Here is a 20,945-nt window from a genome sequence, read left to right as displayed (position 1 = left end):
GTCGACGCCGGGGCACTTACTGCCCGATGGCGCCGGCGCGGCCTGGTTCGTCCGCCAGCCGACCAAGCGCCGCGGCCACCAGACCGGGCGCAGCGGTGGCGAGGGCGTTGTGGCGCACGGCCAATGCCTCGCGCCGTGTGAGTGCACCAAGTGCTTTTCGTGCGACCAACACTCCATCGTTCTATAGGCATCGGCCTGTCAGTGGCCTGCTTCCCGGTGCATTCTGTGTCGTCCGGGGCATTGGGGGCGAGAGCATCTCGCGTGGAGAGAGGCTGGGGTGGTCCATGCGTCACGCGTTGGTCGAGTGGGGCATCGAGCAGACACGGAAGCGGTGCGTCAGCGACCTGGGTGGATCGCGGCCAAGGACGGGCAGTGGAGTTGGGGCCAGCGCGCCGTTGTTGCGCACGATGGGAGTGCTGTGCCCGTCGGACGCCGCGGAGTACTGGAATGTCGATACCGACTATCCGGCGCTCCCGACTTCCCGCACAAGAAGTCGCCCTGTCTCAACCGTGGCGGCACTTGTCTCGGGGCACACCGGACAAGGTTTCGACCATGTGCGCGAGCCGGGTCAGAACGTGGGGTTCTTCATGGAGAACCAGGCCGTCTGGTCGCGGAAACGGGGCTTGTTGACGGAACTACCACCCCCGGATGCTTTCAGCGAGGCGTTCCACACGTCCGCAGCTGGGGCGCTGTCGGTCGGGAGACCACTGTTGCAACCGGCCATGCTGTTCGGCTGGGTTCTGCCGGCTCTCGTCATGGCCGACTCCGGGGCGCTGACCGATGCGGAGGCCCGCGACTGGTGCGCGGCCGACATCCTGACCATCATGGACTACCGGTCCATGGGGGCGGATTCCGGGACGCGCCGTGCCCTGCTGGATGCCGCGAGGGCGATGAGCAGCGACGGTCGGTTGCGTCTGAACCAGCAGTGGCTCGACTACGCGGATGTCGTCGTGTGCCGGGCCGGGCAGCGAGGTCTCGCGGGTCGTCGCGAGGCGTTGAGGCAGGGAACAGTCCCGCTCTTCGACACCGGCACGCTCAGCGATGTGGAGCTGGAGCGATGGGCCATGATCGACATGGGTCTGCCGAACTGGCTCCGGCGCCGATTCGTGTCCCGCGAAGGCATGGGGCTCGTCGCCCTTCCCCGCATCACCAATGACATGAGCGACCTCATGACGGACGTGTTGCGGGGCGAGCCGGGGAATGTCTTCCGGCTCCGGCGTGAACTGCGGAGCTGGTTCGCGCACTACAGCGCTTGGCTGTGCGGGCGTTGGCGGGCCATCCGGGAAGGAGACTGCGAACCTGCCGAACTGGCTGCGGCCGTGACCCTGCCGTACACCTTCCTGGGCAGACGCTCCCGAACCTGGTCCAAGGTGGCCGCGGCGGCTGCCCTGAACTCCCGGGATACGTCCTCGGATTGCCCCTGGTGCCACACCTTCGAAGCATGCGTGTCCGGCCTTCACACGCCGCACTCGGTCCGACGCGCAGAGCGCGGCGTCCGTGGGGGCGCCGAGCACATGGCGGCGCATGCGGTGTCGTGTGCGCAAGAGCTGGTTGCCGACTGCGGCGGCACAGTGCCGGGGCCCGTTTGGTCCGCGATTCACAGACGGGTTGAGCACCACCTTGCCGACGCTCCGATGGCCAGGGGCCAAACCGCCGAGTTCTACCTCTCCTTCAGCAGGTTGTACGGGTTGTTGGCCGTGCCGTTCCTGCTGATCGAGGGCGGCCATCTCGGGCCGGACACCATCAATCTCATGGAGCTCGTGGGTCATGAGTACCTGCGGTACGAGACGGCCAGCCCGACCGAACTGGCAACCGCGGTGTACTACGCGATGGTCGCCTGCCACCCTCATCCGACGCTGAGCCTCGGAACCACCGAAGTAGGGCTGCTCTACGGTGAGCCACTGACCGTAGGTCACGTCCCGTGCTGGTAGACGCCTACCTCCCTGCCCTTGAAAGTGGAGCCGGACAGGTCGAGCTCGACCGCCGGGTCGGCGAGCCGCACTCCGGGGCGTCCATCGCGATCCGCGGCCGAACCGCCGGCTTCTCGAATTCCACGTACCGCCGCGGCCGGCCTCGGGCGCGATGGTGGCGGAGCCCGCGATTCGTCCTCGCGAGCCCCGCCGGGTATCACGCTGTTACCTCGGCCGGCAGCAGCGCTTGTTGCGGTTGATGAGGGCGTGCCCTCGGTGCCGCTGCGGCCTTCTGATCAGGGGTTCACCGTCACGGTGATGGTCTCGGGGCTGGCACCGTTGTCCTGGTACACCGAGTCGCCGCTGTAGACGGCGGTGATGGTGTGGGTGCCCGCGGTGCGGAAGGCGGTAACCGTCCCGGCGGCGGCGCACCGGCCGAGGGGGAGGAACAGTTGTCCCGTGCCGAGGGTCGTCCCGGTGGTGGTGTCGGTGAACGTGACGGTTCCGGTGGGCCTGGTCGTGGAGCCCCCGCCGGGGCAGACGATGTCGCTCAGCACGACCGGCGAGCCGATCCGGGTGAGCCCGGGCATCGCGGTCATGGTCGTGGTGACCGGCTTGCCCACGGTGTAGCTGATGATCACCTGGCCGTTGTGGTTCGCCGTCCCGACCGTCGAGGCCGCATAGGACGTCCCGGTGCCCGACGGGGTCGCGAAGCTGCTCCCGCCACCGCCACCGCCGCCGCTTGCCTCGGTGCCGGTTCTGTTGACGGCGCCGCTGCCGCCGCCCCCACCGGCGAAGTACCCGCCGCCCCCGCCCCCGCCCGCACCGGTGGCAGTGGCGGCGCAGCCGCCGTCGATCGCTCCGCCGGTGCCGCCGCTGCCGACCGTGGTACCGGCGAACCCGCTGCCCGATGTACCCGGCGTGGCGCTACAGAACGCGACCGCGCCGGCCGCACCGCCCACACCACCCGTAGACGTGCTGGTCCTGCCGCCGCCCCCACCCTGCCCTGCCGCGGCCCCAGGGCCGGTGGCGCTTCCCCCGGTACCGGCGGTGGCATCGGGCGTCGTCCCGCCGTTGCCCCCGTTGCCGCCCGTCAGGTCGCCTCCGGTACCCCCGGCGGCACCGCCGCCCCCGGCGACCACCAGGAAGGAGCCCGCGCTGACGCTGGAGGCCCCGCCCCCACCCGGCCCTTCCGCCCGGAAACCCGTGGCCAAAATGCCCCCACCCGGAGCGCCGCCGTTGAACCCGCCGGCACCCCCCGTACCCGTGCCGTTGCAGCCCTTGCCGCCCGTGCCGCCGACGTTGACGGTGACCGTCGTCGGGGCGGTGGTCTGCGGGAGAGTGGTGACGACCCGCGCTCCCGTCCCGCCCGTGCCCGTGACGGAACAGGAGGTGCCGGTGCTGTCGGCGCCGCCCGCGCCGTCGGCGGTGATCGTGACCACCGCCTGGGCCGGGATGGTGAGGCTCTGCGCGGCGCCGGTGAAGCCGAAGGTGAACACCGGGTCGGCGCCTCGGGTCCGCACCGGGGTGGTGGCCGGCCCGGACCCCGGTGCCGCGGCGGCCACGGGGATCACCCCGGTACCGGCCAGCACCACGCACACCCCTCCCACGACCCCGGCCCGCCACCACCGCGCACGAGCGTGGACGCCTGCCTCTCCTCCGGCGACGGGATGTCCTGGGGCGTGGTGTCTGATCACTGGCGTCTCCCGATGTGATGGGCTGGAGGTGAGACTTCGGGGTACTGGATCACGCGACCCGGGCAGCGGTGCTGTCCCTGGTCCGGAGCGCGGTCAACAGACACAGCGTGACGACCGGACGGCCCTCGTGCCCCGATTGCTCCGACAGCGGCATGCCACACACCATCACACCGGGCGGCATGCGAACTCACTGGTGCGGGCCGGCGCCAGGACGGCGACCGCGCCACCGATGACCGCGGCCGGCCGTGCGGCGGGCGTACTTCATCTGTTGCGCTCCACGGGGGCACAGGTCACGATGGCCGCCCCGCGCGCCCGGCGAGGGGGAGAGAACGCGGACGCACGGAGCGACGAGCCCGGCCGGCCATCGGGGCGTGGCGGCCTTCGTCCGGCATCAGCGTGAGCTGTGCCGACGTTGACGGTCTCGCCGATGTTGCGCGGGTTTTGACTCATCTTCCTCGCGCTCTCCTCGGTGCCGGGGTGGTGGCCGCTACCGAGCGGGCAGATCGTGGGCGGCGGCCTCCTGGTCGGCCCTGGCCTACTGAACCCTTGTCCTCTCACGGATCTGTCAGTGCCCTCTGGCATCGTGTGCGCCATGGCCGAACTGGTGGAACGCGTCGACGAGGAAGACCACGTACTGGCAGTCGTCGAGCGGGGCGAGGCGATCCGCCAGCAGTGGCTGCATCGCGTCGCGACGACCGTCTGCCGCGACCCCGAGGGCCGGATCCTGGTCCACCGACGTCCCGACGACGACTCCCGCTTTCCCGGCCGGTACAACTGGCTGCTGGGCGGCGCCGTCAACGTGGGTGAGACGTACGAGGCCGCAGCGGCCCGGGAGCTCGCCGAGGAGATCGGTGTCCGCACCTCCACACGGCTCGTCTTCAAGTACCTCTGCCGCGGAGCGATCAGCCCCTACTGGCTGGCCGTGCACGAGGCCACCATCACCCGGCCGATCACGCCGGACGCCTCGGAGATCGCCTGGCACACCTGGCTCACCGAAGCCGAACTCCGGGACGCGATCCGCAGCCCGACCTTCGTCCCCGACGCCCAGGACGCCTTCACCCGGTACCAGGCTCTGACCGATCCGCCGGCACTCCCCCGAGGCGAGTGACCTTCCGCCCAGAAAACCGCCACGCGATCCGCCCGCTGGAATCTCGATTGCTCAGCGAAGGGGGCGACGGCTACCGTCCATCACATGACGTCGTACTGCTTCGCCGCAGGGCAGATCCGCCGCGCCTGAACGCGGCGGCACATCCCGTTCATCTCCGCCGCGCCCGTGAGCCCCTTCCACTTCAACGGGTATGGAGATCCCCCATGTTCACCCCGTACCGGGAGCTGGACGCGCTCCTGGACGAGTTCGTCCACACGGTCCGCACCATCCTCGGCGACACGTTCGTCGGCGCCTACCTGCAGGGCTCCTTCGCACTGGGCGCCGGAGACCTGCACAGCGACTGCGACTTCATCGTCGCCACCACCGTCCTGCCCACCGGGGCCGCAGAGGCGGAGCTCCGCCGGCTCCACGACGAGATTCCCACCCGTCCGGGCTTCTGGACCAAGCACCTGGAGGGCTCCTACGCGGACACCACGTCCCTGCGCACCGTCGCCGGGCTCGGAACACCGTGGCTGTTCTGCGACCACGGCCACCGCGAGCTGATCCGGGACGCCCACTGCAACAGCCCGCACACCCGCTGGATCCTCAGGAACCACGGAATCACCCTCGCCGGCCCCCCCGGTCACCGACCTCGTCGACCCAGTGCCACCCCAGGCCCTGCGCCAATCGATGCGCGAGATGCTGCCGGGCCTCATGGAAGACCTGCGGACCTGGGCCGACTTCGACCTGGCCTGGAGCCAGCGCTACGCCGTCACCACCTACTGCCGGGCGCTGTTCACCCTGCACACCGGCGAGGTCGCCTCCAAGCGCGGGGCACTGGAATGGGCGCGCGAAACCCTTGACCCGCGCTGGTGCCCCCTGCTCACCCAGGTGATCCAGGACCGCGAGCTGGGCTGGGACCCGACCGACCCACCACGACCGGGCAGCCTCGAAGCGATGTACGCCTTCGGTGCCTACGCGGAGTCTTTCACCGGCTGAACCGAGCCCACGCCCGCTTCCGGTACCCCGTCGAACGAGGCGTGGCCACCTTCAAGCGCCGGCGAGTTTTCCGTCACCCCCGCTGCAGCCCGAGCCGGCTTACGTCAGCGGCCAAAGCCGTCCTCACCCTGGAGCAGCAAGGACGAAAAGACTCAGTGAACTGATGATCCGTCAATTACAGTGTCAGGAAGGATAGGTGAGCGAACCAAGCGGCGGACAGGGAATGGTCAGTGTGCTGACGCCAGGGCGCTCGACGAAGGCGCGGGCGGCGATGGCCTGGCGGCCCTGGGACTCCAGGTCGTCCGCCCGCCAGGCGTCCCGCCGCGCGCGGGCGTCGTCCCGGTTGTAGGAGACGGCGCTGACGGAGGCGTTGCCGGCAGCGCGGCTGATGTCCGCCTTCAGGATGGCGCGTTGGAGCACGGTCTGGGTGGCGGCGAGGTCGATCCGGGTGATCAGGACCCCGTGCGTATTCGGCACCCGGGTCGGTATGGGGGCCATGGGGAGCGAGGCAGGATCTCGGCCGCCGCGCCCGAGGGACGGCTCTGCACTCGGGAACGGGCGTCCCCTTGCAGCTCAGCGAGCGTCGTCCGCGCCGGCGCCCGGCCGGCTCGCACGAGCCCGCTGCTGGTTTTGGTCCGGACCCGGTCTTGATGGATCAGCGGGCGAGGGAGACGGCGAAGGGCTTGAAACCGTGTCGGCGCAGGATGTGGGGAACCACGAGGATCATGGCCTCGGTGGCGCGGGCTGTGGTGATGCCGCCGAGGTCCTCGATCCATGCGGGCTGCCAGCCCAGGTCGCCGAGCAGGCCGGTGACGGTCTTCTTCGCGTTCTGGTCGTCGCCCGAGAGATAGGCGGTCGGTGGGACGGCCAGGGTTTCGGGAGCGGTCATGACCATGAACAACATGGTGTTGAGGGTCTTGACCACATGGGTGCCGGGGAGCGCGGCCTGGAGCTTCTCGGCGAGGCTGCTGCCGGGATAGCACAGGTCACCGGGCAGGCCGTCGTCGGTGTCGCGGGTGGCGTTGGAGACGTCGACGAGGAGTTTTCCGGAGAGCTCGGTGCGCAGGCCGGCCAGGCGGTCCAGGGAGGTGTCGCCGGGCGTCGCGTTGATCACGATGTCCGCGGTGCGGGCGGCGGTGCGCTGGTCGGCGAAGGCGATCTGCGGGGCGATGCCTGTAGCAAGGGCTGCGGTCTCATCCGGGTTCCGGACACCGAGGGTGACACGGTGTCCGGCCGCGGAGAGCTTGCCGGCGAGGTTGGCGCCGACGCGGCCGGCGCCCAGGATGCCGATGCTGGTCATGAGGTGATGCTCCTTGCGGTATCGGGTGGGTGGGGCGGAGGTGTCCGGTCAGGCGATGGTCGACAGGACCTTGAGGGCGGCGGTCTGGATGCCGGGGGCGGCGGCCAGGAAGTCGCGGCTGCCGGTGTGCCAGGGTTCGCCTGCCAGGTCGGTGACGGTGCCTCCGGCCTCGGAGACCAGCAGGGCGCCGGCGACCAGGCCGGAGCGGACGTCGGAGAACTGCCAGAAGGCGTCCGTGCGTCCGGCGGCGACGTGGATGAGCTGCATCGTGGCGGGCACGGACACGCGCACGACCAGGCCGTTGATGAGCATGGCGGTGACCGAGTCGCCGATCCGCCGGAAGGTGCGCACGTCCTCGCCGGGCCTGGCCTGGCCGGTGCCGATGAGCGCGGCGCCCAGATCGGTCTTGGCGGACACGTTCAGGGGCCGGCCGTTGAGGCGGGCACCGCCGCCGGCGACGGCGGTGTAGGTGTCGCCGGTCAGCGGCAGGTGGACGACGGTGAGGACCGGCTGGTTGTCGCGGACCAGGGTGGCGGTGACGGCCCAGTCCTCCATGCCGTGGACGTGGTTGATGTTGCCCTCGGCGGGGTCGACGACCCACCACTCCCCGGACGGGAGCGCACCGCCGGCCAGCTCGTCCTCGGCCCACCGCGATCCGGGCCGGGCCCGCAGCAGCGGCTCCCGCAGCACGCCCAGCACCGCGTCGTCGTTGGCGTGGATCTCGGCGACGACCTCGTCCAGACTCACGCCCCGGGCGTGCGAGGTGTGGCGGTCGCGCAGCGTGAGGCCTGCGGTCTCCACCGCGGCGGTCACCTCGGACAGCAGCGTCGTGTCGGCGGCGAAAGGCATGGCTGTGCTCATGGCGGGCTCCCTGCGTTCGATGTGTGCGGGCGGCTTGTCTCGCGCCTGCACTTCGAAGGTAGGACCCCCGGTCATTAACAACAAGTGCATGCTATTCACTTATAGAGTTACTGGCATGCAACTGGATCTGAACCTGCTCACGGCCCTGGACGCACTGCTGGAAGAGGGCAGCGTCGCCGGCGCCGCAGCACGCCTCCACGTCACCGCACCGGCGATGAGCCGCTCCCTGGGCCGCATCCGCAAGGCCACCGGCGACCAGATCCTGGTCCGCACCGGCCGCAGCATGGTCCCCACCACCCGCGCACTGGCCATGCGCGCCCAGGTCCACGCCCTCGTACAGCAGGCCCACCAACTCCTGTCCGCGCAGCAGGAACTCGACCTGGCAGCTCTGGACCGGGTGTTCACCGTGCGCTGGCACGACGCCCTGACCGCCGCCTGCGGCACCGCCCTGATCACCGCCGTCCACCGCCAGGCCCCCGGCGTCCGGCTGCGCCTGTCGGCCGAACCCGGGACGGACGACGCCGAGCTGCGCCGGGGTGAGGTCGACCTCGAATCGAGCGCCGGCGCCCCGACGCTCCCGGACATCCGCCACCGCCTGGTCGGCAGCGACCGGTTGGTCGTCGCCGTCCGACCAGGCCACCCCCTCACCGAAGGTCCGCCGAGCATCGAGCGCTACGCAGCCGCCGAACACCTCACCGTTTCGCGACGCGGAAGCCTGCGCGACCCGATCGACGACGCCCTGGCCACCTGCGGCCTCGAACGACGCGTCATCGCCGCCGGGCCCACCACCGCCTTCGCCCTGCAACTCGCCCTCGACACCGACCTGGTCGTCACCCTCCCCGACGCGGTCACCCGCGCAGCCCGGGAACACCTCGGCCTGGCCACACTGCCGCCGCCACTCCCGCTGCCCGAGGTCCCCCTGTACCTGCTGTGGCACCAGCGCTACGACGACGACCGCGCCCACACCTGGCTGCGAGACCTGGCCACCGAAACCGTCCAGGCACTATTCGCGCCACCGACCACCCCTCAACAGCCCCTCACCAACCGGACCGGGCAGTGACGGATACGCCCGGGGAAAGGCCTCCGGCAGCCGACCCCCGCTCTTGTGAACACACAACCGGAGTGCGGCGACCGACACTCGGCGGGGTGTGGCCGTCCGCGGGGGATGCAGGCCCACTGCGCGCATACCGCGAGGGTTGACGGACCGCTGCCCCACTGGGCTGACGACCGCACCTCCCGCTGCCCGGCAGTATGTCCATGCACTCGCCGGAAGGCGGCCGAGTGAACAACTCATCGGCCCGGGGCGGCCGTCGGCGGCATCTCGTGAGCCGGCCGGCCGTTCGTGCCGCCCAGCCTTGCCGGATCGAGTGAACAGCCGTACCGCAACCCAGAGACGGAAGGAACCGCTCCATGGATCTGCGCAAGCGCATGACGACGCTCGCAGTCACCACCACCCTCGCAGGACTCGCCACCCTGGGCCTGACCGTTCCCGCTCAGGCGGCCGACGCCGGTCCCGTCGCCGACGTGTCCTCGGAGTGGGTCGCCGTGCCCACGAGCGACGCCGACGGGACCGTGAGCGCCGGCGCCGCCACGCCGTTCGCTCAGACCGTCGGGACGCCGAACCTCCCCAAGGGCTGCGCATCGCCCGACCTGTGGAAGCCGTACCCGCGCAAGATCGGCCGGGACTGGTACGTGGAGGCCGGCGGTCGGCTCTACGACTGCGGCCTCACCCACCTGTCGCTGGAGCTGCAGAAGAACGGCCACCAGGTCGACAAGAAGACCGCCACGCGCAAGGGTGACATCAACCCCAGGTACAAGTGCCGCAACTTCAGCAGGAACAACTACACGATCGTGGCCACCTGGACGAAGCCGAAGCCGCAGTACCCCGGATTCGAGATCATCCAGAAGTGGGTCAGCCGGAGCCCGGAGCGTCTGAACTGCGGCTGACGAAAGCGCCGGACGCCCTGCGGCAACGAGCACGGAGGTCGTTGCCGCAGGGACCGGTCCGAACGTCGAACGCGCGCAGGCCGAGCTGCGCGTCCTGGGCGTCCGAGACTCCGTACGGCGGGCGGGCCTATCCCGGGAGGGCGCGCCGCGGGGTGATCAGGCCGCTCTCGTAGGCGAGGACGACGGCCTGGGCGCGGCTGGAGATGCCCACCTTGGTCATGATGCGGTTGAGGTGGGTCTTCACCGTGCCGACGGTCACCGCCAGTTCGTCGGCGATCTCGGAGTTGCCGAGGCCCGCGCCGACGAGTTGCAGCACGTCGAGTTCGCGCGCGGTGAGCGGATCCAACTCCGTTGGCGCGTCGGCCTCCTGGCCGATCCGGTGGGCGTACGCCTCGATCAGGCGGCAGGTGACGCTGGGGGCGAAGAGCATGTCGCCGCCGGCGACGACCTCGATCGCGGTGAGCAGCCGCTCCGGCGGGGTCTCCTTGAGCAGGAAGCCGCTGGCGCCGACCCGCAGGGCCCCGTAGACGTACTCGTCGAGGTCGAACGTGGTCAGGACGAGGACTCTGGGCAACGGATCCGCGGCCTGCGCGAGGATCCGTTCGGTGGCGGTGATGCCGTCGACGTCCGGCATCCGGATGTCCATCAGGACCACGTCGGGCCGTAATCGGGCCGCGAGCGCGATGGCCTGTTCCCCGTCGGCGGCCTGTCCGCACACGTCGAGGCCGGGCGCCGCGTGGATCAGGGCGGCCAGCCCGGCCCGCACGAGGATCTGGTCGTCCACCACGAGCACGGTGGTCATGCGCCGGTTCTCCCCCTACCCGCGATCGGGGCCGCCCCCCGCGGACCCGGCGCCCGGTCCCGGCAGGGTGAACACCACCTCGAACCCCCCGTCGGGCAGCGAGCCCGCACGCAACATACCACCGTGCGCCTCGACCCGTTCGCGCATGCCGATGAGCCCGTGACCGCCGCTGACGCCGGGCGGGACGGGCGCGCCGCCGCGGGCCGTCGGGCCGCCGTCGCGGACGCCGACCGACAGCCGGCCGGGCCGGTAGTCCAGGGACAGTCGCACGTCGGCCGGGCCGGCGTGCTTGAGCACGTTGGTGAGCGCCTCCTGCACGACCCGGTAGGCGCCGAGGTCCGGGCCGGGCGCGAGCGGGTACGGCTCGCCGGCCACCGTCAGCTCGACGGTCAGCCCGGCCGCCTCGACCCGCTCGATCAGCGCCGGCAACCGGGCCAGCCCCGGCGCGGGCTCCTCCGGCCGCCCGCTCCCGCCGTCCGGTTCCTCGGGCGGCACCCGCAGGACGTGGAGGAGTCCGCGCATCTCCTCCAGGGCCTCCCGGCTGCTGCCCGCGATCGTGTCGAGGGCCGAGCGTGCCGTGGTGGGATCGCTCTCGAACACGTAGCCCGCCAGACCGGCCTGCACCGCGACGACCGAGATGTGATGGGCAATCACATCGTGCAGCTCGCGCGCGATCCGCAGCCGCTCCTCGGTCAGCGCGTGCCGCATCCTGGCGGCCTGCTCGTGCTGCAACCGCAAGGTCAGTGCCGCGAGTTGGAGGTTCCGCTCGCCCAGGATCCGCAGCGTCAGGCCGAACGCCCAGGCCGTCCCGACCCCGAGCACCACCTGGGCGAGCGCCACGTCCGGGGAGACCACCTTCGTGGCCATCGCGCTGCACAGCCAGACGGGCGCGGCGAAACAGGCGCCGGCCACCGAGGTACGGGTCGGACGCCGGGCGGCGAGGGTGAAGACGGCGAACAGCGGCGCCCAGATGTTGGCCGACGGCTGGTACCCGCCGACGGTGTAGGCCAGGAGCGCCGCGCACGAGACCAGCAGGACACCCACCGGCGCGAGGCGGCGGACGGCCAGCGGCAGGTTGACCACCAGGCAGAGGGCGGCGGCGGTCCGGTCGAACGGCGGCCAGCCCGGCGGGTGGTACTGGTAGGCGAAGGACAGCGTGGCGGCGGCCAGGATCAGGGCCAGCAGCGCGTCGATGACGCACCGGTGCGTCTCGGTCAGCCACGCCGGCCGCCCCGGGGGCCCCTTGACCGGGGACGGGGGCACGTCTGTCTGCATCCGGGCAGCCTAACGACACTGCCATGGGCGGGGGTTGACGGCATGGGCTCGGCCCGGAGGCGGAGTCCCAAGGTGCGGGCTGGAGCACGTGCTCCTGCAGGGCGAAGACGTGATCGTCGGCCGGGGCCGCCGTCGGGGGCGGGGCGGTTACCAGGGCAGCGGGCCTTCGGCGTCGGTGTAGGTGCCGGTGGGGCCGTCCGGGGTGAGGCCGGCCATGCGGACGATGATCTCGGCACCCTGTTCGACGGTCTGGATACCGGTGTTGCCGTTGAGGTCGGTCTTGGTGAAGCCGGGCTCGACGGCGTTGATGCGCATGTTCGGGAACGCCTTGGCGTACTGCACGGTGATCATGTTGACGGCGGCCTTGGAGGCCGGGTAGGCGACGCCGGGGTACGCGTAGGTGGGGGTGCCGGCGGTGGTGACGCGGGTGAGCGAGGCCAGGCCGCTGCTGAGGTTCACGATCACGGGGGCGGCGGAGCGCTGCAGCAGCGGGAGGAACGCATGGGTGACGCGTACCGTGCCGAAGACGTTGGTCTCGAACGTGCTCCGCATCAGGTCGGCGGTGACGTCCGCCGCACCGATGATGCCGTTGTCCTCGGCCCGCTCCTCCACGCCGGCGTTGTTGACCAGCACGTCCAGGCCGCCGTCGGCCTCGACGGTCCTCGCCGCTGCGGCGACCGAGGCGTCGTCGGTGATGTCGATGACGACCGGCCGCGCGCCCAACCGCTCGGCGGCGCGACGTCCGCGCTCGGGGTCCCGGCTGCCGATGTACACGGTGTGGCCTGCGGCGATGAGTCGACGGGCGGTCTCGAAGCCGAGCCCCTTGTTCGCTCCGGTGATCAGTGTCGTGGTCATGCCTCCACGATGCTGCGCGGCGATGCCGTCAGCCAGGCGTCCGGTCTTCCTGGGACTGCCGGTACCAGGCACCCGCGGGCGGGACGGTGCACAGTGGTGGCATGGCGACCACGGAGTTCGGGCGGACGGTGCGGCGCTGGCGTGACCGGGTCCCGCCGGAGGCGGCCGGCCTGCCGGCGGGCGGCCATAGGCGCGCGGCCGGACTGCGCCGGGAGGAGCTGGCGCTGCTGGCCGGGATCTCGGTCGACTATGTCACCCGCCTCGAACAGGGCCGGGCGGCCAACCCGTCGGAGCAGGTCGTCGAGGCGCTGGGGCGGGCGCTGCGACTGAACGCGGAGGAACGTGAGCATCTGTTCCGGGTCGCCGGGCTGGTAGCGCCGGGACGCGGCACAGTGCCCGCCTACATCACGGCCAGCGTGCAACGGATGCTGGACCGGCTGACCGGCACACCCGTCGCGGTCCACGACGCGGCGTGGACGCTGCTGCTGGCCAATCCGCTCTACACCGCGCTGATGGGTGAACGGCACGGCAAGGAGCGCAACGGGGCGTGGCGGAACTTCCTCGGCTCGGGCAGCCGGGTCCGCCACACGCCGGAATCCCGGCGGACATTGGAGACGGCGGTCGTCTCCGACCTGCGGGCGACGGCGAGCCGCTACCCGGCGGATCTGCGGCTGCGGCGTCTGATCGCCGATCTGCGCGGCAACAGCGAGCGGTTCGCCGAGCTGTGGGACTCCGGCACGGTGGGACACCAGGAGGCCTCGCGCAAGACCATCGACCACCCGCAGGTGGGATCGCTGACGCTGGACTGCGACGTGCTCAGCGTCGCGGGCAGCGATCTGCGGATCATGGTCTACACGGCCGAACCCGGCACCGAGGACGCCGAACGGCTGGCGCTGCTGGCGGTGATCGGCACGCAGGCACTGGTCAAGGTCGCCGGCGAGGGCGTCGGGTGAAACCTGACACCGGCGCCGGGCCCGACCGCCGTGGCATCGGCGCTCAGCAGCGCCGGCTTGCCCGCCCCGGCCCCGAGGGCACCGACGTCCAGCACGCGCAGGCCGGGCGCGGGCTCCAGCACCCACCGCGCCGCGACCTGCGCGTCGTCCGGACGGTGCTCGGCGTACGCGGCCGGGTACCCCCGTCCGTACCGCCGGCCCCCGGCTACTGCTCGACGCGGACCTTGTCGGCCTGCATGCCCTTCTGGCCCTGAACGGCTTCGAAGGAGACCTTCTGGCCCTCCATCAAGGACTTGAAGCCCTGTCCTTCGATGGCCCTGAAGTGCACGAAGAGGTCCGGTCCGGACTCAGGGCTGATGAAGCCGTAGCCCTTCTCCTCGTTGAACCACTTCACGGTGCCGTTCTGACGGTCGGCCATGTCTTCTCCTTGTCGCACGCGGATCGCCTTGCCCCGCGATCCTCTCACGCAGAGCGCGTCCGCAAACACGAACGGTAGTTGGGCCATCCGGGTCGCGCCGTGACGGCACCGGCCGCGGCAGTAGCATGCCCGGTCATGACGGATGATCAGCGGGAAGTGGAACTGGCGGGCGGGGGCGTCAACCGGGTCTTCCGGGCGGGGGCCACCGTTCGGCGCCCGTCGGGGCCGTGGACGGCGACGGTGCACGCCCTCCTCGATCACGTCCACCGGCGCGGCTTCGCCGGTGCTCCGCGCGCCCACGCCCCCTACAACTGCGTCTTCCGGGTCGGCCGTAGGCGGCCGGCGTTGACCGAACGTCTACGCGCGACTGGTCCCGTAGGGGCACCAACCCCTTCGAGGTCCTGGAGGACCACCATGATCACGCGTGTACTGGTCGGCATGGCCGCGGCCGCCCTGGTCGCCCTCGGCACCGGCGCGGCGACGTCGGCAACCGCTTCCGGCGGGTCCCCGGCCAACTGGCACTGGGTCAACGGCGTCGGCCACGACACCCACGTGACCGCGGGCGGCTGGCTCGACAAGCCGCGCGAGCACGACATGTAGGCCATCGGGCCCGCCCCACCGGCTCCCTGTCACCGGTGGGGCGCTTTCTTGTCACCGCCCCCGCACGAATCGCCGAAATCCACCGGCCAGAGGGGGGCATTCCGGCAGCCCCTCCGATCGGCGGGCGCAGTCCCAGGCAGCGCACAGACGATGTCAAACCGTTACGAAGAGGCCTCCCGAGTGTCCGTTTTGCCCGTTGCTTCGGTGCTGTAATGGCCATGCATCCTTCAAGGATTGGCAAAGTCAGCACGGCAAGAATGCACATCCCCGACGTCTCGACGGCAATTCCCCGCACTCCCGGAAACCCGCGAACGAAGGCGATCGCGAAAGAACGCACAGGAGTTCAGGAATGATGGTCACGAGACTTTCCGCTCTCGGCCGGTGGTCCGCCGGCGCCGTGGCCGCCGCCGTGGTGGCGGGGACGGCCGCCGGGTGTTCCGGCGTCGTCGACCGCGGACTCGCCGGCCCCGCCCCGTCCGCGGCCGGGACCACCAGTCCCACCCCGTCGGCGGCCGGGACCACAAGTCCCGTCACGACCGCCGCCGCCGACCCCGCGAACCCCGCGACCTGGCGCCTGCCGATGGAGGCCCACCTGCCGACCGACGAGGAGTCCCGGCGGTTCGGCCGGGCGATGACCACCCTCGTCGGCGACTGCATGCGCAAGGCCGGCCACGCCTACTCGGCGCCGCCGGAACTGCCGAGGCTCGGCCCCAAGACCCTCACCGACTGGCGCTACGGCATCCACGACGCCGCCCTGTCGGCCGAGCGCGGCTACCACCCGGACGCGGCGGAGCAGGCCGCCTACGACGCGGCGATCGCGAAGGGCCTCGCGGCCGGCACCACGGGCGCCGCCGCCGAGGCGGAGCAGGCGTGCGGCGTGCAGAGCAAGCAGCGTCTGGGCGGCGGCGACCGCACCTGGGGCGCGCTCGCCCAGACCCTCGGCAACGACGCCTTCGTGCGTTCCAAGCGCGAGCCGGAGGTCGTGGCCGCGTTCGGGGCCTGGTCCTCGTGCATGAAGGGGCGCGGCTTCGTCTACAAGGAGCCCCTCGACGCGAGCGACGACCGCCGCTTCAAGGGCACGGACGTGTCGCGGACCGAGATCGACACCGCGCTCGCCGACCTCGCCTGCCGCGCCCGCGGCAACGTCGCGAAGGTCTGGTTCGACGCCGAGGTCCGGCTCCAGGAGCAGGCGCTCGGGCAGCGGGTGCCGGCGCTCCAGGCGGAGCGCCGCGAACTGGACGCGGCGCTGCGCAAGAGCGCGGACGTCCTCGCCGGCCGCTGACGCCCTACGTGCGCTCCGGGTCCCACTCCGGGTGTTCGCGGGCGGCCCACCTCCGGTCGACCAGGCCGGTGCGCATGCCGAGGCGGGCCTCGGGGTCGCGGACGGCCATGCGGATGTGGCCGATCGTGACGACGGCGATCGCGGCGGCCAGCCAGTCGTGGACGAAGGTCGCGCCGGTGCGCCAGGACGGCGGGGCGAGGTGGGTCAGCCACATCAGCAGGCCGGTGCCGACGATGACGAGGATCGCGCCGAGGGTCCACTGGGCGTAGAGCTTCTGGCCCGCGTTGAACTTGCCGGCCGGGCGGTCGGCCGCGCGGGAGCACAGGGCGCGCAGCCAGGCCCAGTCCGTCGGGGTGAAGCGGCTCAGGCGGGAGAGGTCGGCGCGCAGGGCGCGGGAGGCGAGGCCGAGGAGCAGCGGGACGGGCAGGGCGAGGCCGCACCACACGTGGATCGTCACCACCAGCCGTCGCCTGCCGACGAGTTCGGCCAGGGGCGGCACGTACAGGAACGCGGCCGTGGTGAGGCAGACCAGCATCAGGGCGGCCGTGAGGCGGTGGACCCAGCGTTCGGCGCGGGTGAAGCGGCGCAGGAGGTCAGGAGGTCGGTGCATCGTCACGTCCGTTCGAGCGGCCGACCCAGGCGTCGACGTCGTAGCCGTTCTCTTCCCAGTAGCCGGGTTGCACCGCGTCGGTGACGGTGATGCCGGAGAGCCACTTCGCGGACTTGTAGAAGTACATCGGCGCGACGTAGAGCCGGGCCGGGCCGCCGTGGGAGTGGGAGATCGGGGCGTCCTGCATGCGCAGGGCGACGAGGACGTCGTCGCGACGGGCCTGGTCGAGGGTGAGGCTCTCGGTGTAGGCGCCGTCGAAACAGCTGAACCGCACGGCCCGCGCGCCGGGCCGCACGCCGGCCGCGTCGAGCAGGTGCGACAGCGGGACCCCCTCGAAGGGGGTGTCCGGCACGCGCCAGCCGGTCACGCACTGCACGTCGTGGACGATCCGGCGCTGGGGCATCGCCTGGAGTTCGGCGAGGCGGAAGGTGCCGGGGCGGTCGACGAGGCCGTCGACGCTCAGGGTGTACGTCTCGGCGGTCCGCTCGGGGACGGAGGCGGTGATCGAGTAGTACCGGAAGCCGCCGCCCCCGGGGAGGAGCCCGGTCAGGCCGGTCGGGTCCTTGCCGGCCACGGTGTCCTGGGCCTTCTGCAGGTACGGCCCGGCGGCGACGCCGACCGCGCCGAGGCCGAGCAGCCCGAGCACGACCCGGCGGCCGACCGGGGTGCCCTTCCCGTTGTGCGCTGTGCTGTCCACACCGCCGATTCGACCAGTTCCGCCCCGTCTTGACCAGGGGCGCAGCCCGGTCGTCAGGGTTTCGTCACATCCGGGCTCAGCAGGTCTTGCGGACGTTGCCCGCCTTGCCCTGCGGCAGCACGTTCTTGTCCCGGCGGACGATGCTCAGCTTGTCGCCCCAGCCCTTGCAGGCCTTCGACAGGCCCTTGTCGGTGTACTCGATGACGTAGACGCGGTCGCCGAAGGCGTCGACGTAGCCGTTGCACTCGTCCTGCTCGCCGCACTCCTCGGCGACGGCGAAGTCCAGCCCGACCTTCTGGCGGTCGCCGGCCAGCTCGACGGTGTTCTTCTGGCCGATCGCGAGCTTCTTCTCGTGCGCGTGGGCGGCGATCACCGTCTGGAACGCCTCGACGTCGGCCGCGGTGAGCAGGTTGTCGGAGCGGGTGTAGCTGTCGTAGTTGTCCGGCTCGACGGCGTTGAAGCCCTTGGCCGCGCACTCGTCGATCCAGCCGTTCACCTTCGCCGCGATGCGCTGACGCTTGGCGTCGGTGCGGACGTCGAGGAGGGCCTCGTTCCAGTTCGTGTCGTAGACGACCTTGCCGCCGCCGTCGCGGAGCAGCAGGTCCGGCTCCCAGTCCTTCTCGGCGCCGGACTGGGCCTGGAAGGCGTTGACGTAGCAGATGTTGTACAGCCCGGCGGCCGGCGCCGCGCCGTGGTCGCGGCTGACCACCTGCACCCCGGCCGGGGGCTGGTAGGGCGAGGAGATCTGGTAGTCGAAGCCCGTGTGCTCGGGCGGCAGGGTGACGCTGGTGGGCGGCGGCAGGGACGGGCCGGTGGCGGGGGCCGTGGTCGCGCTGTCCGAGCCGGAATCGTCCCCGCCGTCGGACGAGGAGCTGCACGACGACAGCACGAGCGCGGCCGCGGCCGAGACGGCCAGCGCCGCGGCGACCCGGCGACGGACAGGGCTGATGGACATCGTCGGTCTCCAAGGGGGTGGTGGCACTGAGGCTCACCTTACCGGGCAATGGATCACCCCCGGCCCCGCACGGGGGCCCGGGACCGAATCCCAATGAACGCTTCATGCTCCGTTCACGCCCGATCAATCGGCGCGGCAGGCCCGGAATCCGTCCCACAAGTCTGGGATAGGAACGGCCACGGCCGCCGCCGCAGAATGACGGTGCACGTCAAACCCGTTGAGAAGGAGCCCAGTTGATGAAGCGCTTGCACCGTTCCCTGGTCATCGGCGGCCTCGCCGCGGCCGTCGTGCTCTCGGGCGTCGGCGCCGCCCAGGCGGCGGAGGCCGCACCGGCGGGCACGCACGCGGCGGCCCTCGCCGGCGCCGCCGACTGCGACGTCGAGTTCACCGTCACCTACTACCACTACCGAGAGAACGGCTACTCCCACGGCGGGGCGCTGCGCCGCGCCAACAAGGCGTACGCCAAGTGCATGGCGAGCTGATCCGCTGATCCGCCGGCCCGTCGGTGCCCGGACCATCGGGGGCGGGCACCGACGGGAGGCGGGGCCGGGGGCCGGGGGGCACCCGATTGGTGCGCCCTCTGATAGCGCTCCGGAGATGGCCGGGGACCTCCGCCGGCCCACGACCGGGTGACGCGGCGTGACCTGCGAGGCGGGGCGGCGTTGGCCGGGCATGACCATTTCCAAGCGCATCACCGCCGCCGCCTTCCTCGCCGCGGTCGCCGTCTCCATGGGCGGCCCGGCCTTCGCCGCCGAGCACGCCGGGGCCGCCGGGCACGCCGCACACGTCCGGCACATCGAGCCGCCCGTCACCGCCCTGCAGTGCGAGGAGGGTGGCGGCTGGGTGGCCACCGACATCCGCGAGCGCCGAGAGTTCTGCGTCGGCGGGGAGTTCGAGGACCGCTACGTCATCTTGATCTGACCCACGGTGAGGGCGGAGCGGCCCGGGTGTCCGGGACGCTCCGCCGTGTCACGCCGCCGGGCCGTAGGCGCCGAAGCCGCGGCGGACCAGGCCGTCGCGGAAGGTCAGGACCTCGGCGACGGCCTGGCCGCGCTCGTTGCGGTAGTTGATGACGAGGGTGTCGACGGAGGCGCGGACGTCCTCGACGGTGAAGTGCAGGTCGGGCAGGTGGTCGAGGCCCTTGGCCCAGTAGGCGCGCAGGGCGTCCTTGCCGCGCACCTCGCCGGACGGGTCGCCGATGATCTCCAGGATCCTGGGAGAGGCGAAGACGACGTCCTCGGTGTAGTGGGCGAGGATGCGCTCCAGGTCGCGGGAGTTCCAGGCGGCGGCCCAGTCCTGGGCGAAGCGGGTGGCGAATTCGAGGTCCATGGTCCCGGACGGTACGACAACCACGCTGCGGTCGCGCGCAATTCCACGATCCGGTCACCACACCACGGGCAGGTGCGACGGGCTGCGCGTCGTGCCGCCGAGCTGCCAGTCGATCGGTGCGCCGGGGTCGGCGAGGCGCAGGCCCGGAAGCGCCGTGGCGAGGCGGTGGAGGGCCTCGCACATCTCCTGGCGGATCCGCCAGGCGCCCAGGCAGTAGTGCGGGCCGGCGCTGAACGCGAGGGTGGGGGCGGCGAGCGGGGCGGCGAGGTCGGCGTCGAGGCCCCCGTCCGGGAAGACGGCGCCGTCGCGGTTGGCACTGTTGAGGCTGACGGCGACCACCGCGCCGGCCGGGATCGGCACCCCGCCGAGCTCGACCGCCTCGACGGCGCGCCGGGTCGTGGCGTCGTCGTCGCCGAGGGGGATGTGGTGCAGGAGCCGCTCCGTGGCGCGTTCGGCGACGGCGGGGTCGGCGAGGCGGGGCCAGCAGGCGGGGCGGTCACCGAGGAGGTGGACGAAGGCGTTGCCGAGGGCGCCGGTGATGCTCTCGTTGCCGCTGCCCGCCAGGCCGCAGACCAGGTAGACGAGCCAGGTCTCGGGGATGCCACCGTCCTCATCGGCGGCGCGGACCAGGCTGCTGACCAGGTCGTCGCCGGGTGCGCGGCGCCGCCGGGCGATCAACTCGGCAGCGTAGGAGGTGAATTCGTCCATTGCGGAGTCGTTCCGCCGATCGCCCTCGGCCAGGAGGGCCAGGGACCAGCGGTGCAGCCCGGTCTCGTCGACGCCCTCCAGGGCCATCAGCCGGCTGGTGACGGCGAACGGCACGGGCCGGGTGAAGGCGGCGACCAGGTCGGCCGGCGACCCGCCCGCCGCCAGGTCGTCCACCGCGCGTTGGACGGCCTCGGCGACCCACGGACGCCAGGATTCGACGGCGCGCGGGGTGAAGGCGCGCTGGACGGTGAGGCGCAGCCGGCGGTGGTCGGCGCCGTTCAGGTTGAAGATCGACGCCGGGTTGCCGGTCGCCTCGGCGGTGCGGCCGTCGCTGCCGACGGCGTTCAGGTCGTCGCGGGTGAAGCGCGGGTCGCTCAGCACCTTGCGGACGTCGTGGTAGCGGGTGACCAGCCAGGCGGGGGTGCCGTCGGCGAGGGTGGTCGGCCGGGGCGGCAGGGCGGGGGCGAAGGTGAGCCGGTGGAGCGGGGGGAGGGCGGGGCCAGTGGCGGTGGAAGTGATGGGAGCCTCCAGGTCCGGGTTTCTCCCAAATATGACGTACACGGAGATTCGGGGCCATGGACGCGTGGCGACGGCGCGCCCGCTCCGCACCGGGCCGTGCCGCCGCGCCCGAGCCGCACCACCCACCGGCGCCCACCCGGG

23 protein-coding genes and 1 pseudogene are annotated in these 20,945 nt (G+C 71.8%); 11 read left to right on the top strand and 13 right to left on the bottom strand.

The window, feature by feature from the left end:
• The first annotated feature begins 398 nt into the window (after positions 1–398).
• A complete protein-coding gene (locus tag ACFXDE_RS03650) occupies positions 399–1,931 on the top strand; it encodes a hypothetical protein (protein ID WP_380490498.1) in 1,533 nt (510 codons plus the stop codon).
• Between the two features lie 275 nt (positions 1,932–2,206).
• Here ACFXDE_RS03650 and ACFXDE_RS03645 read toward each other — a convergent pair whose 3' ends face one another.
• A complete protein-coding gene (locus tag ACFXDE_RS03645) occupies positions 2,207–3,505 on the bottom strand; it encodes an Ig-like domain repeat protein (protein WP_380490496.1) in 1,299 nt (432 codons plus the stop codon).
• Positions 3,506–4,199: 694 nt separating this feature from the next.
• On the opposite strand from ACFXDE_RS03645, the gene ACFXDE_RS03640 reads away from it, so the two are divergent.
• The 3 genes and pseudogenes from ACFXDE_RS03640 to ACFXDE_RS03630 form a co-directional block, all read left to right on the top strand.
• Positions 4,200–4,715 (top strand): NUDIX domain-containing protein, encoded by a 516-nt coding sequence (locus ACFXDE_RS03640; protein WP_380490494.1) that lies wholly within the window; start codon positions 4,200–4,202, stop codon positions 4,713–4,715.
• Between the two features lie 642 nt (positions 4,716–5,357).
• A complete protein-coding gene (locus tag ACFXDE_RS03635) occupies positions 5,358–5,693 on the top strand; it encodes an aminoglycoside adenylyltransferase domain-containing protein (RefSeq protein WP_380490492.1) in 336 nt (111 codons plus the stop codon).
• Positions 5,690–5,857 (top strand): annotated as a pseudogene (locus ACFXDE_RS03630) (IS5/IS1182 family transposase); the annotation flags it as partial. The gene ACFXDE_RS03635 and the pseudogene ACFXDE_RS03630, both read left to right, overlap by 4 nt.
• 19 nt (positions 5,858–5,876) lie before the next feature.
• Here the strand turns inward: ACFXDE_RS03630 and ACFXDE_RS03625 are convergent.
• The 3 genes from ACFXDE_RS03625 to ACFXDE_RS03615 all read right to left on the bottom strand — a co-directional run bounded on the left by ACFXDE_RS03625 (position 5,877) and on the right by ACFXDE_RS03615 (position 7,854).
• Positions 5,877–6,170, bottom strand: a complete 294-nt coding sequence (locus tag ACFXDE_RS03625; RefSeq protein ID WP_380490490.1) for a hypothetical protein — start codon at positions 6,168–6,170, stop codon at positions 5,877–5,879.
• A 178-nt stretch (positions 6,171–6,348) separates the two neighbouring features.
• On the bottom strand, positions 6,349–6,993 hold the full coding sequence (locus tag ACFXDE_RS03620; protein WP_380490489.1) for an NADPH-dependent F420 reductase: 645 nt from the start codon (positions 6,991–6,993) through the stop codon (positions 6,349–6,351).
• Positions 6,994–7,041: 48 nt separating this feature from the next.
• The gene (locus ACFXDE_RS03615) at positions 7,042–7,854 is read right to left on the bottom strand and encodes an inositol monophosphatase family protein (protein WP_380490487.1); all 813 of its coding nucleotides are present in this window, start codon (positions 7,852–7,854) and stop codon (positions 7,042–7,044) included.
• A gap of 115 nt (positions 7,855–7,969) precedes the next feature.
• On the opposite strand from ACFXDE_RS03615, the gene ACFXDE_RS03610 reads away from it, so the two are divergent.
• Together ACFXDE_RS03610 and ACFXDE_RS03605 are read left to right on the top strand one after the other, a co-directional pair.
• Entirely contained in the window at positions 7,970–8,914 is a 945-nt protein-coding gene (locus tag ACFXDE_RS03610) for a LysR family transcriptional regulator (protein WP_380490485.1), read from the top strand.
• Positions 8,915–9,264: 350 nt separating this feature from the next.
• The gene (locus ACFXDE_RS03605) at positions 9,265–9,801 is read left to right on the top strand and encodes a hypothetical protein (RefSeq protein ID WP_380435314.1); all 537 of its coding nucleotides are present in this window, start codon (positions 9,265–9,267) and stop codon (positions 9,799–9,801) included.
• A 127-nt stretch (positions 9,802–9,928) separates the two neighbouring features.
• On the opposite strand, the gene ACFXDE_RS03600 is transcribed toward ACFXDE_RS03605, so the two are convergent.
• The 3 genes from ACFXDE_RS03600 to ACFXDE_RS03590 all read right to left on the bottom strand — a co-directional run bounded on the left by ACFXDE_RS03600 (position 9,929) and on the right by ACFXDE_RS03590 (position 12,733).
• The gene (locus ACFXDE_RS03600) at positions 9,929–10,603 is read right to left on the bottom strand and encodes a response regulator (protein ID WP_380490483.1); all 675 of its coding nucleotides are present in this window, start codon (positions 10,601–10,603) and stop codon (positions 9,929–9,931) included.
• 15 nt (positions 10,604–10,618) lie between these two features.
• Positions 10,619–11,878 carry a sensor histidine kinase gene (locus ACFXDE_RS03595; protein ID WP_380490481.1) on the bottom strand — a complete coding sequence of 420 codons (1,260 nt, stop codon included), beginning with the start codon at positions 11,876–11,878 and terminating at the stop codon, positions 10,619–10,621.
• 147 nt (positions 11,879–12,025) lie between these two features.
• Positions 12,026–12,733: an SDR family NAD(P)-dependent oxidoreductase gene (locus ACFXDE_RS03590; RefSeq protein WP_380490479.1), complete on the bottom strand. Its 708-nt coding sequence runs from the start codon at positions 12,731–12,733 to the stop codon at positions 12,026–12,028.
• A 101-nt stretch (positions 12,734–12,834) separates the two neighbouring features.
• Between ACFXDE_RS03590 and ACFXDE_RS03585 the strand changes: the two genes are divergently transcribed.
• Positions 12,835–13,686, top strand: a complete 852-nt coding sequence (locus ACFXDE_RS03585) for a helix-turn-helix transcriptional regulator (protein ID WP_380490477.1) — start codon at positions 12,835–12,837, stop codon at positions 13,684–13,686.
• Positions 13,687–13,891: 205 nt separating this feature from the next.
• Here ACFXDE_RS03585 and ACFXDE_RS03580 read toward each other — a convergent pair whose 3' ends face one another.
• Complete coding sequence (locus ACFXDE_RS03580) at positions 13,892–14,104, bottom strand: cold-shock protein (protein ID WP_380435309.1); 213 nt, start codon at positions 14,102–14,104, stop codon at positions 13,892–13,894.
• Positions 14,105–14,518: 414 nt separating this feature from the next.
• Between ACFXDE_RS03580 and ACFXDE_RS03575 the strand changes: the two genes are divergently transcribed.
• Complete coding sequence (locus tag ACFXDE_RS03575; RefSeq protein ID WP_380490475.1) at positions 14,519–14,704, top strand: hypothetical protein; 186 nt, start codon at positions 14,519–14,521, stop codon at positions 14,702–14,704.
• A 349-nt stretch (positions 14,705–15,053) separates the two neighbouring features.
• The gene (locus tag ACFXDE_RS03570; protein ID WP_380490473.1) at positions 15,054–15,986 is read left to right on the top strand and encodes a hypothetical protein; all 933 of its coding nucleotides are present in this window, start codon (positions 15,054–15,056) and stop codon (positions 15,984–15,986) included.
• Between the two features lie 4 nt (positions 15,987–15,990).
• Here ACFXDE_RS03570 and ACFXDE_RS03565 read toward each other — a convergent pair whose 3' ends face one another.
• From ACFXDE_RS03565 to ACFXDE_RS03555, 3 genes are all read right to left on the bottom strand, one after another.
• Positions 15,991–16,596, bottom strand: coding sequence for a cytochrome b/b6 domain-containing protein (locus ACFXDE_RS03565; protein WP_380490471.1), 606 nt, complete (start codon positions 16,594–16,596; stop codon positions 15,991–15,993).
• Complete coding sequence (locus ACFXDE_RS03560) at positions 16,580–17,302, bottom strand: molybdopterin-dependent oxidoreductase (protein WP_380435447.1); 723 nt, start codon at positions 17,300–17,302, stop codon at positions 16,580–16,582. The genes ACFXDE_RS03565 and ACFXDE_RS03560 overlap by 17 nt, the downstream gene beginning before the upstream one ends.
• 67 nt (positions 17,303–17,369) lie before the next feature.
• Positions 17,370–18,248 carry an endo alpha-1,4 polygalactosaminidase gene (locus ACFXDE_RS03555; protein WP_380490469.1) on the bottom strand — a complete coding sequence of 293 codons (879 nt, stop codon included), beginning with the start codon at positions 18,246–18,248 and terminating at the stop codon, positions 17,370–17,372.
• Between the two features lie 236 nt (positions 18,249–18,484).
• On the opposite strand from ACFXDE_RS03555, the gene ACFXDE_RS03550 reads away from it, so the two are divergent.
• Positions 18,485–18,730 (top strand): hypothetical protein, encoded by a 246-nt coding sequence (locus tag ACFXDE_RS03550; RefSeq protein WP_380490467.1) that lies wholly within the window; start codon positions 18,485–18,487, stop codon positions 18,728–18,730.
• 190 nt (positions 18,731–18,920) lie between these two features.
• Positions 18,921–19,169 (top strand): hypothetical protein, encoded by a 249-nt coding sequence (locus ACFXDE_RS03545; protein ID WP_380490465.1) that lies wholly within the window; start codon positions 18,921–18,923, stop codon positions 19,167–19,169.
• Between the two features lie 48 nt (positions 19,170–19,217).
• Here the strand turns inward: ACFXDE_RS03545 and ACFXDE_RS03540 are convergent, their stop codons facing one another.
• Together ACFXDE_RS03540 and ACFXDE_RS03535 are read right to left on the bottom strand one after the other, a co-directional pair.
• Positions 19,218–19,577: a nuclear transport factor 2 family protein gene (locus ACFXDE_RS03540; RefSeq protein ID WP_380490463.1), complete on the bottom strand. Its 360-nt coding sequence runs from the start codon at positions 19,575–19,577 to the stop codon at positions 19,218–19,220.
• A gap of 54 nt (positions 19,578–19,631) precedes the next feature.
• Positions 19,632–20,837 (bottom strand): cytochrome P450, encoded by a 1,206-nt coding sequence (locus ACFXDE_RS03535; protein ID WP_380490856.1) that lies wholly within the window; start codon positions 20,835–20,837, stop codon positions 19,632–19,634.
• Positions 20,838–20,945: the final 108 nt, after the last annotated feature.

It is taken from the genome of Kitasatospora sp. NPDC059408 (assembly GCF_042751525.1).
In the GTDB taxonomy this organism is placed as follows: domain Bacteria; phylum Actinomycetota; class Actinomycetes; order Streptomycetales; family Streptomycetaceae; genus Kitasatospora.
The sequence above is the reverse complement of the archived record's forward strand: the minus strand, read 5'-3'. Positions and strand labels throughout refer to the sequence as shown.

Bases quoted from the DNA above. Each gene is read 5' to 3' on its own strand.
- ACFXDE_RS03640 (WP_380490494.1), top strand. From the start codon at position 4,200: ATGGCCGAACTGGTGGAACGCGTCGACGAGGAAGACCACGTACTGGCA.
- ACFXDE_RS03620 (WP_380490489.1), bottom strand. From the start codon at position 6,993: ATGACCAGCATCGGCATCCTGGGCGCCGGCCGCGTCGGCGCCAACCTC.
- ACFXDE_RS03615 (WP_380490487.1), bottom strand. From the start codon at position 7,854: ATGAGCACAGCCATGCCTTTCGCCGCCGACACGACGCTGCTGTCCGAG.
- ACFXDE_RS03610 (WP_380490485.1), top strand. From the start codon at position 7,970: ATGCAACTGGATCTGAACCTGCTCACGGCCCTGGACGCACTGCTGGAA.
- ACFXDE_RS03605 (WP_380435314.1), top strand. From the start codon at position 9,265: ATGGATCTGCGCAAGCGCATGACGACGCTCGCAGTCACCACCACCCTC.
- ACFXDE_RS03600 (WP_380490483.1), bottom strand. From the start codon at position 10,603: ATGACCACCGTGCTCGTGGTGGACGACCAGATCCTCGTGCGGGCCGGG.
- ACFXDE_RS03595 (WP_380490481.1), bottom strand. From the start codon at position 11,878: ATGCAGACAGACGTGCCCCCGTCCCCGGTCAAGGGGCCCCCGGGGCGG.
- ACFXDE_RS03590 (WP_380490479.1), bottom strand. From the start codon at position 12,733: ATGACCACGACACTGATCACCGGAGCGAACAAGGGGCTCGGCTTCGAG.
- ACFXDE_RS03585 (WP_380490477.1), top strand. From the start codon at position 12,835: ATGGCGACCACGGAGTTCGGGCGGACGGTGCGGCGCTGGCGTGACCGG.
- ACFXDE_RS03580 (WP_380435309.1), bottom strand. From the start codon at position 14,104: ATGGCCGACCGTCAGAACGGCACCGTGAAGTGGTTCAACGAGGAGAAG.
- ACFXDE_RS03575 (WP_380490475.1), top strand. From the start codon at position 14,519: ATGATCACGCGTGTACTGGTCGGCATGGCCGCGGCCGCCCTGGTCGCC.
- ACFXDE_RS03570 (WP_380490473.1), top strand. From the start codon at position 15,054: ATGATGGTCACGAGACTTTCCGCTCTCGGCCGGTGGTCCGCCGGCGCC.
- ACFXDE_RS03565 (WP_380490471.1), bottom strand. From the start codon at position 16,596: ATGCACCGACCTCCTGACCTCCTGCGCCGCTTCACCCGCGCCGAACGC.
- ACFXDE_RS03555 (WP_380490469.1), bottom strand. From the start codon at position 18,248: ATGTCCATCAGCCCTGTCCGTCGCCGGGTCGCCGCGGCGCTGGCCGTC.
- ACFXDE_RS03550 (WP_380490467.1), top strand. From the start codon at position 18,485: ATGAAGCGCTTGCACCGTTCCCTGGTCATCGGCGGCCTCGCCGCGGCC.
- ACFXDE_RS03545 (WP_380490465.1), top strand. From the start codon at position 18,921: ATGACCATTTCCAAGCGCATCACCGCCGCCGCCTTCCTCGCCGCGGTC.
- ACFXDE_RS03540 (WP_380490463.1), bottom strand. From the start codon at position 19,577: ATGGACCTCGAATTCGCCACCCGCTTCGCCCAGGACTGGGCCGCCGCC.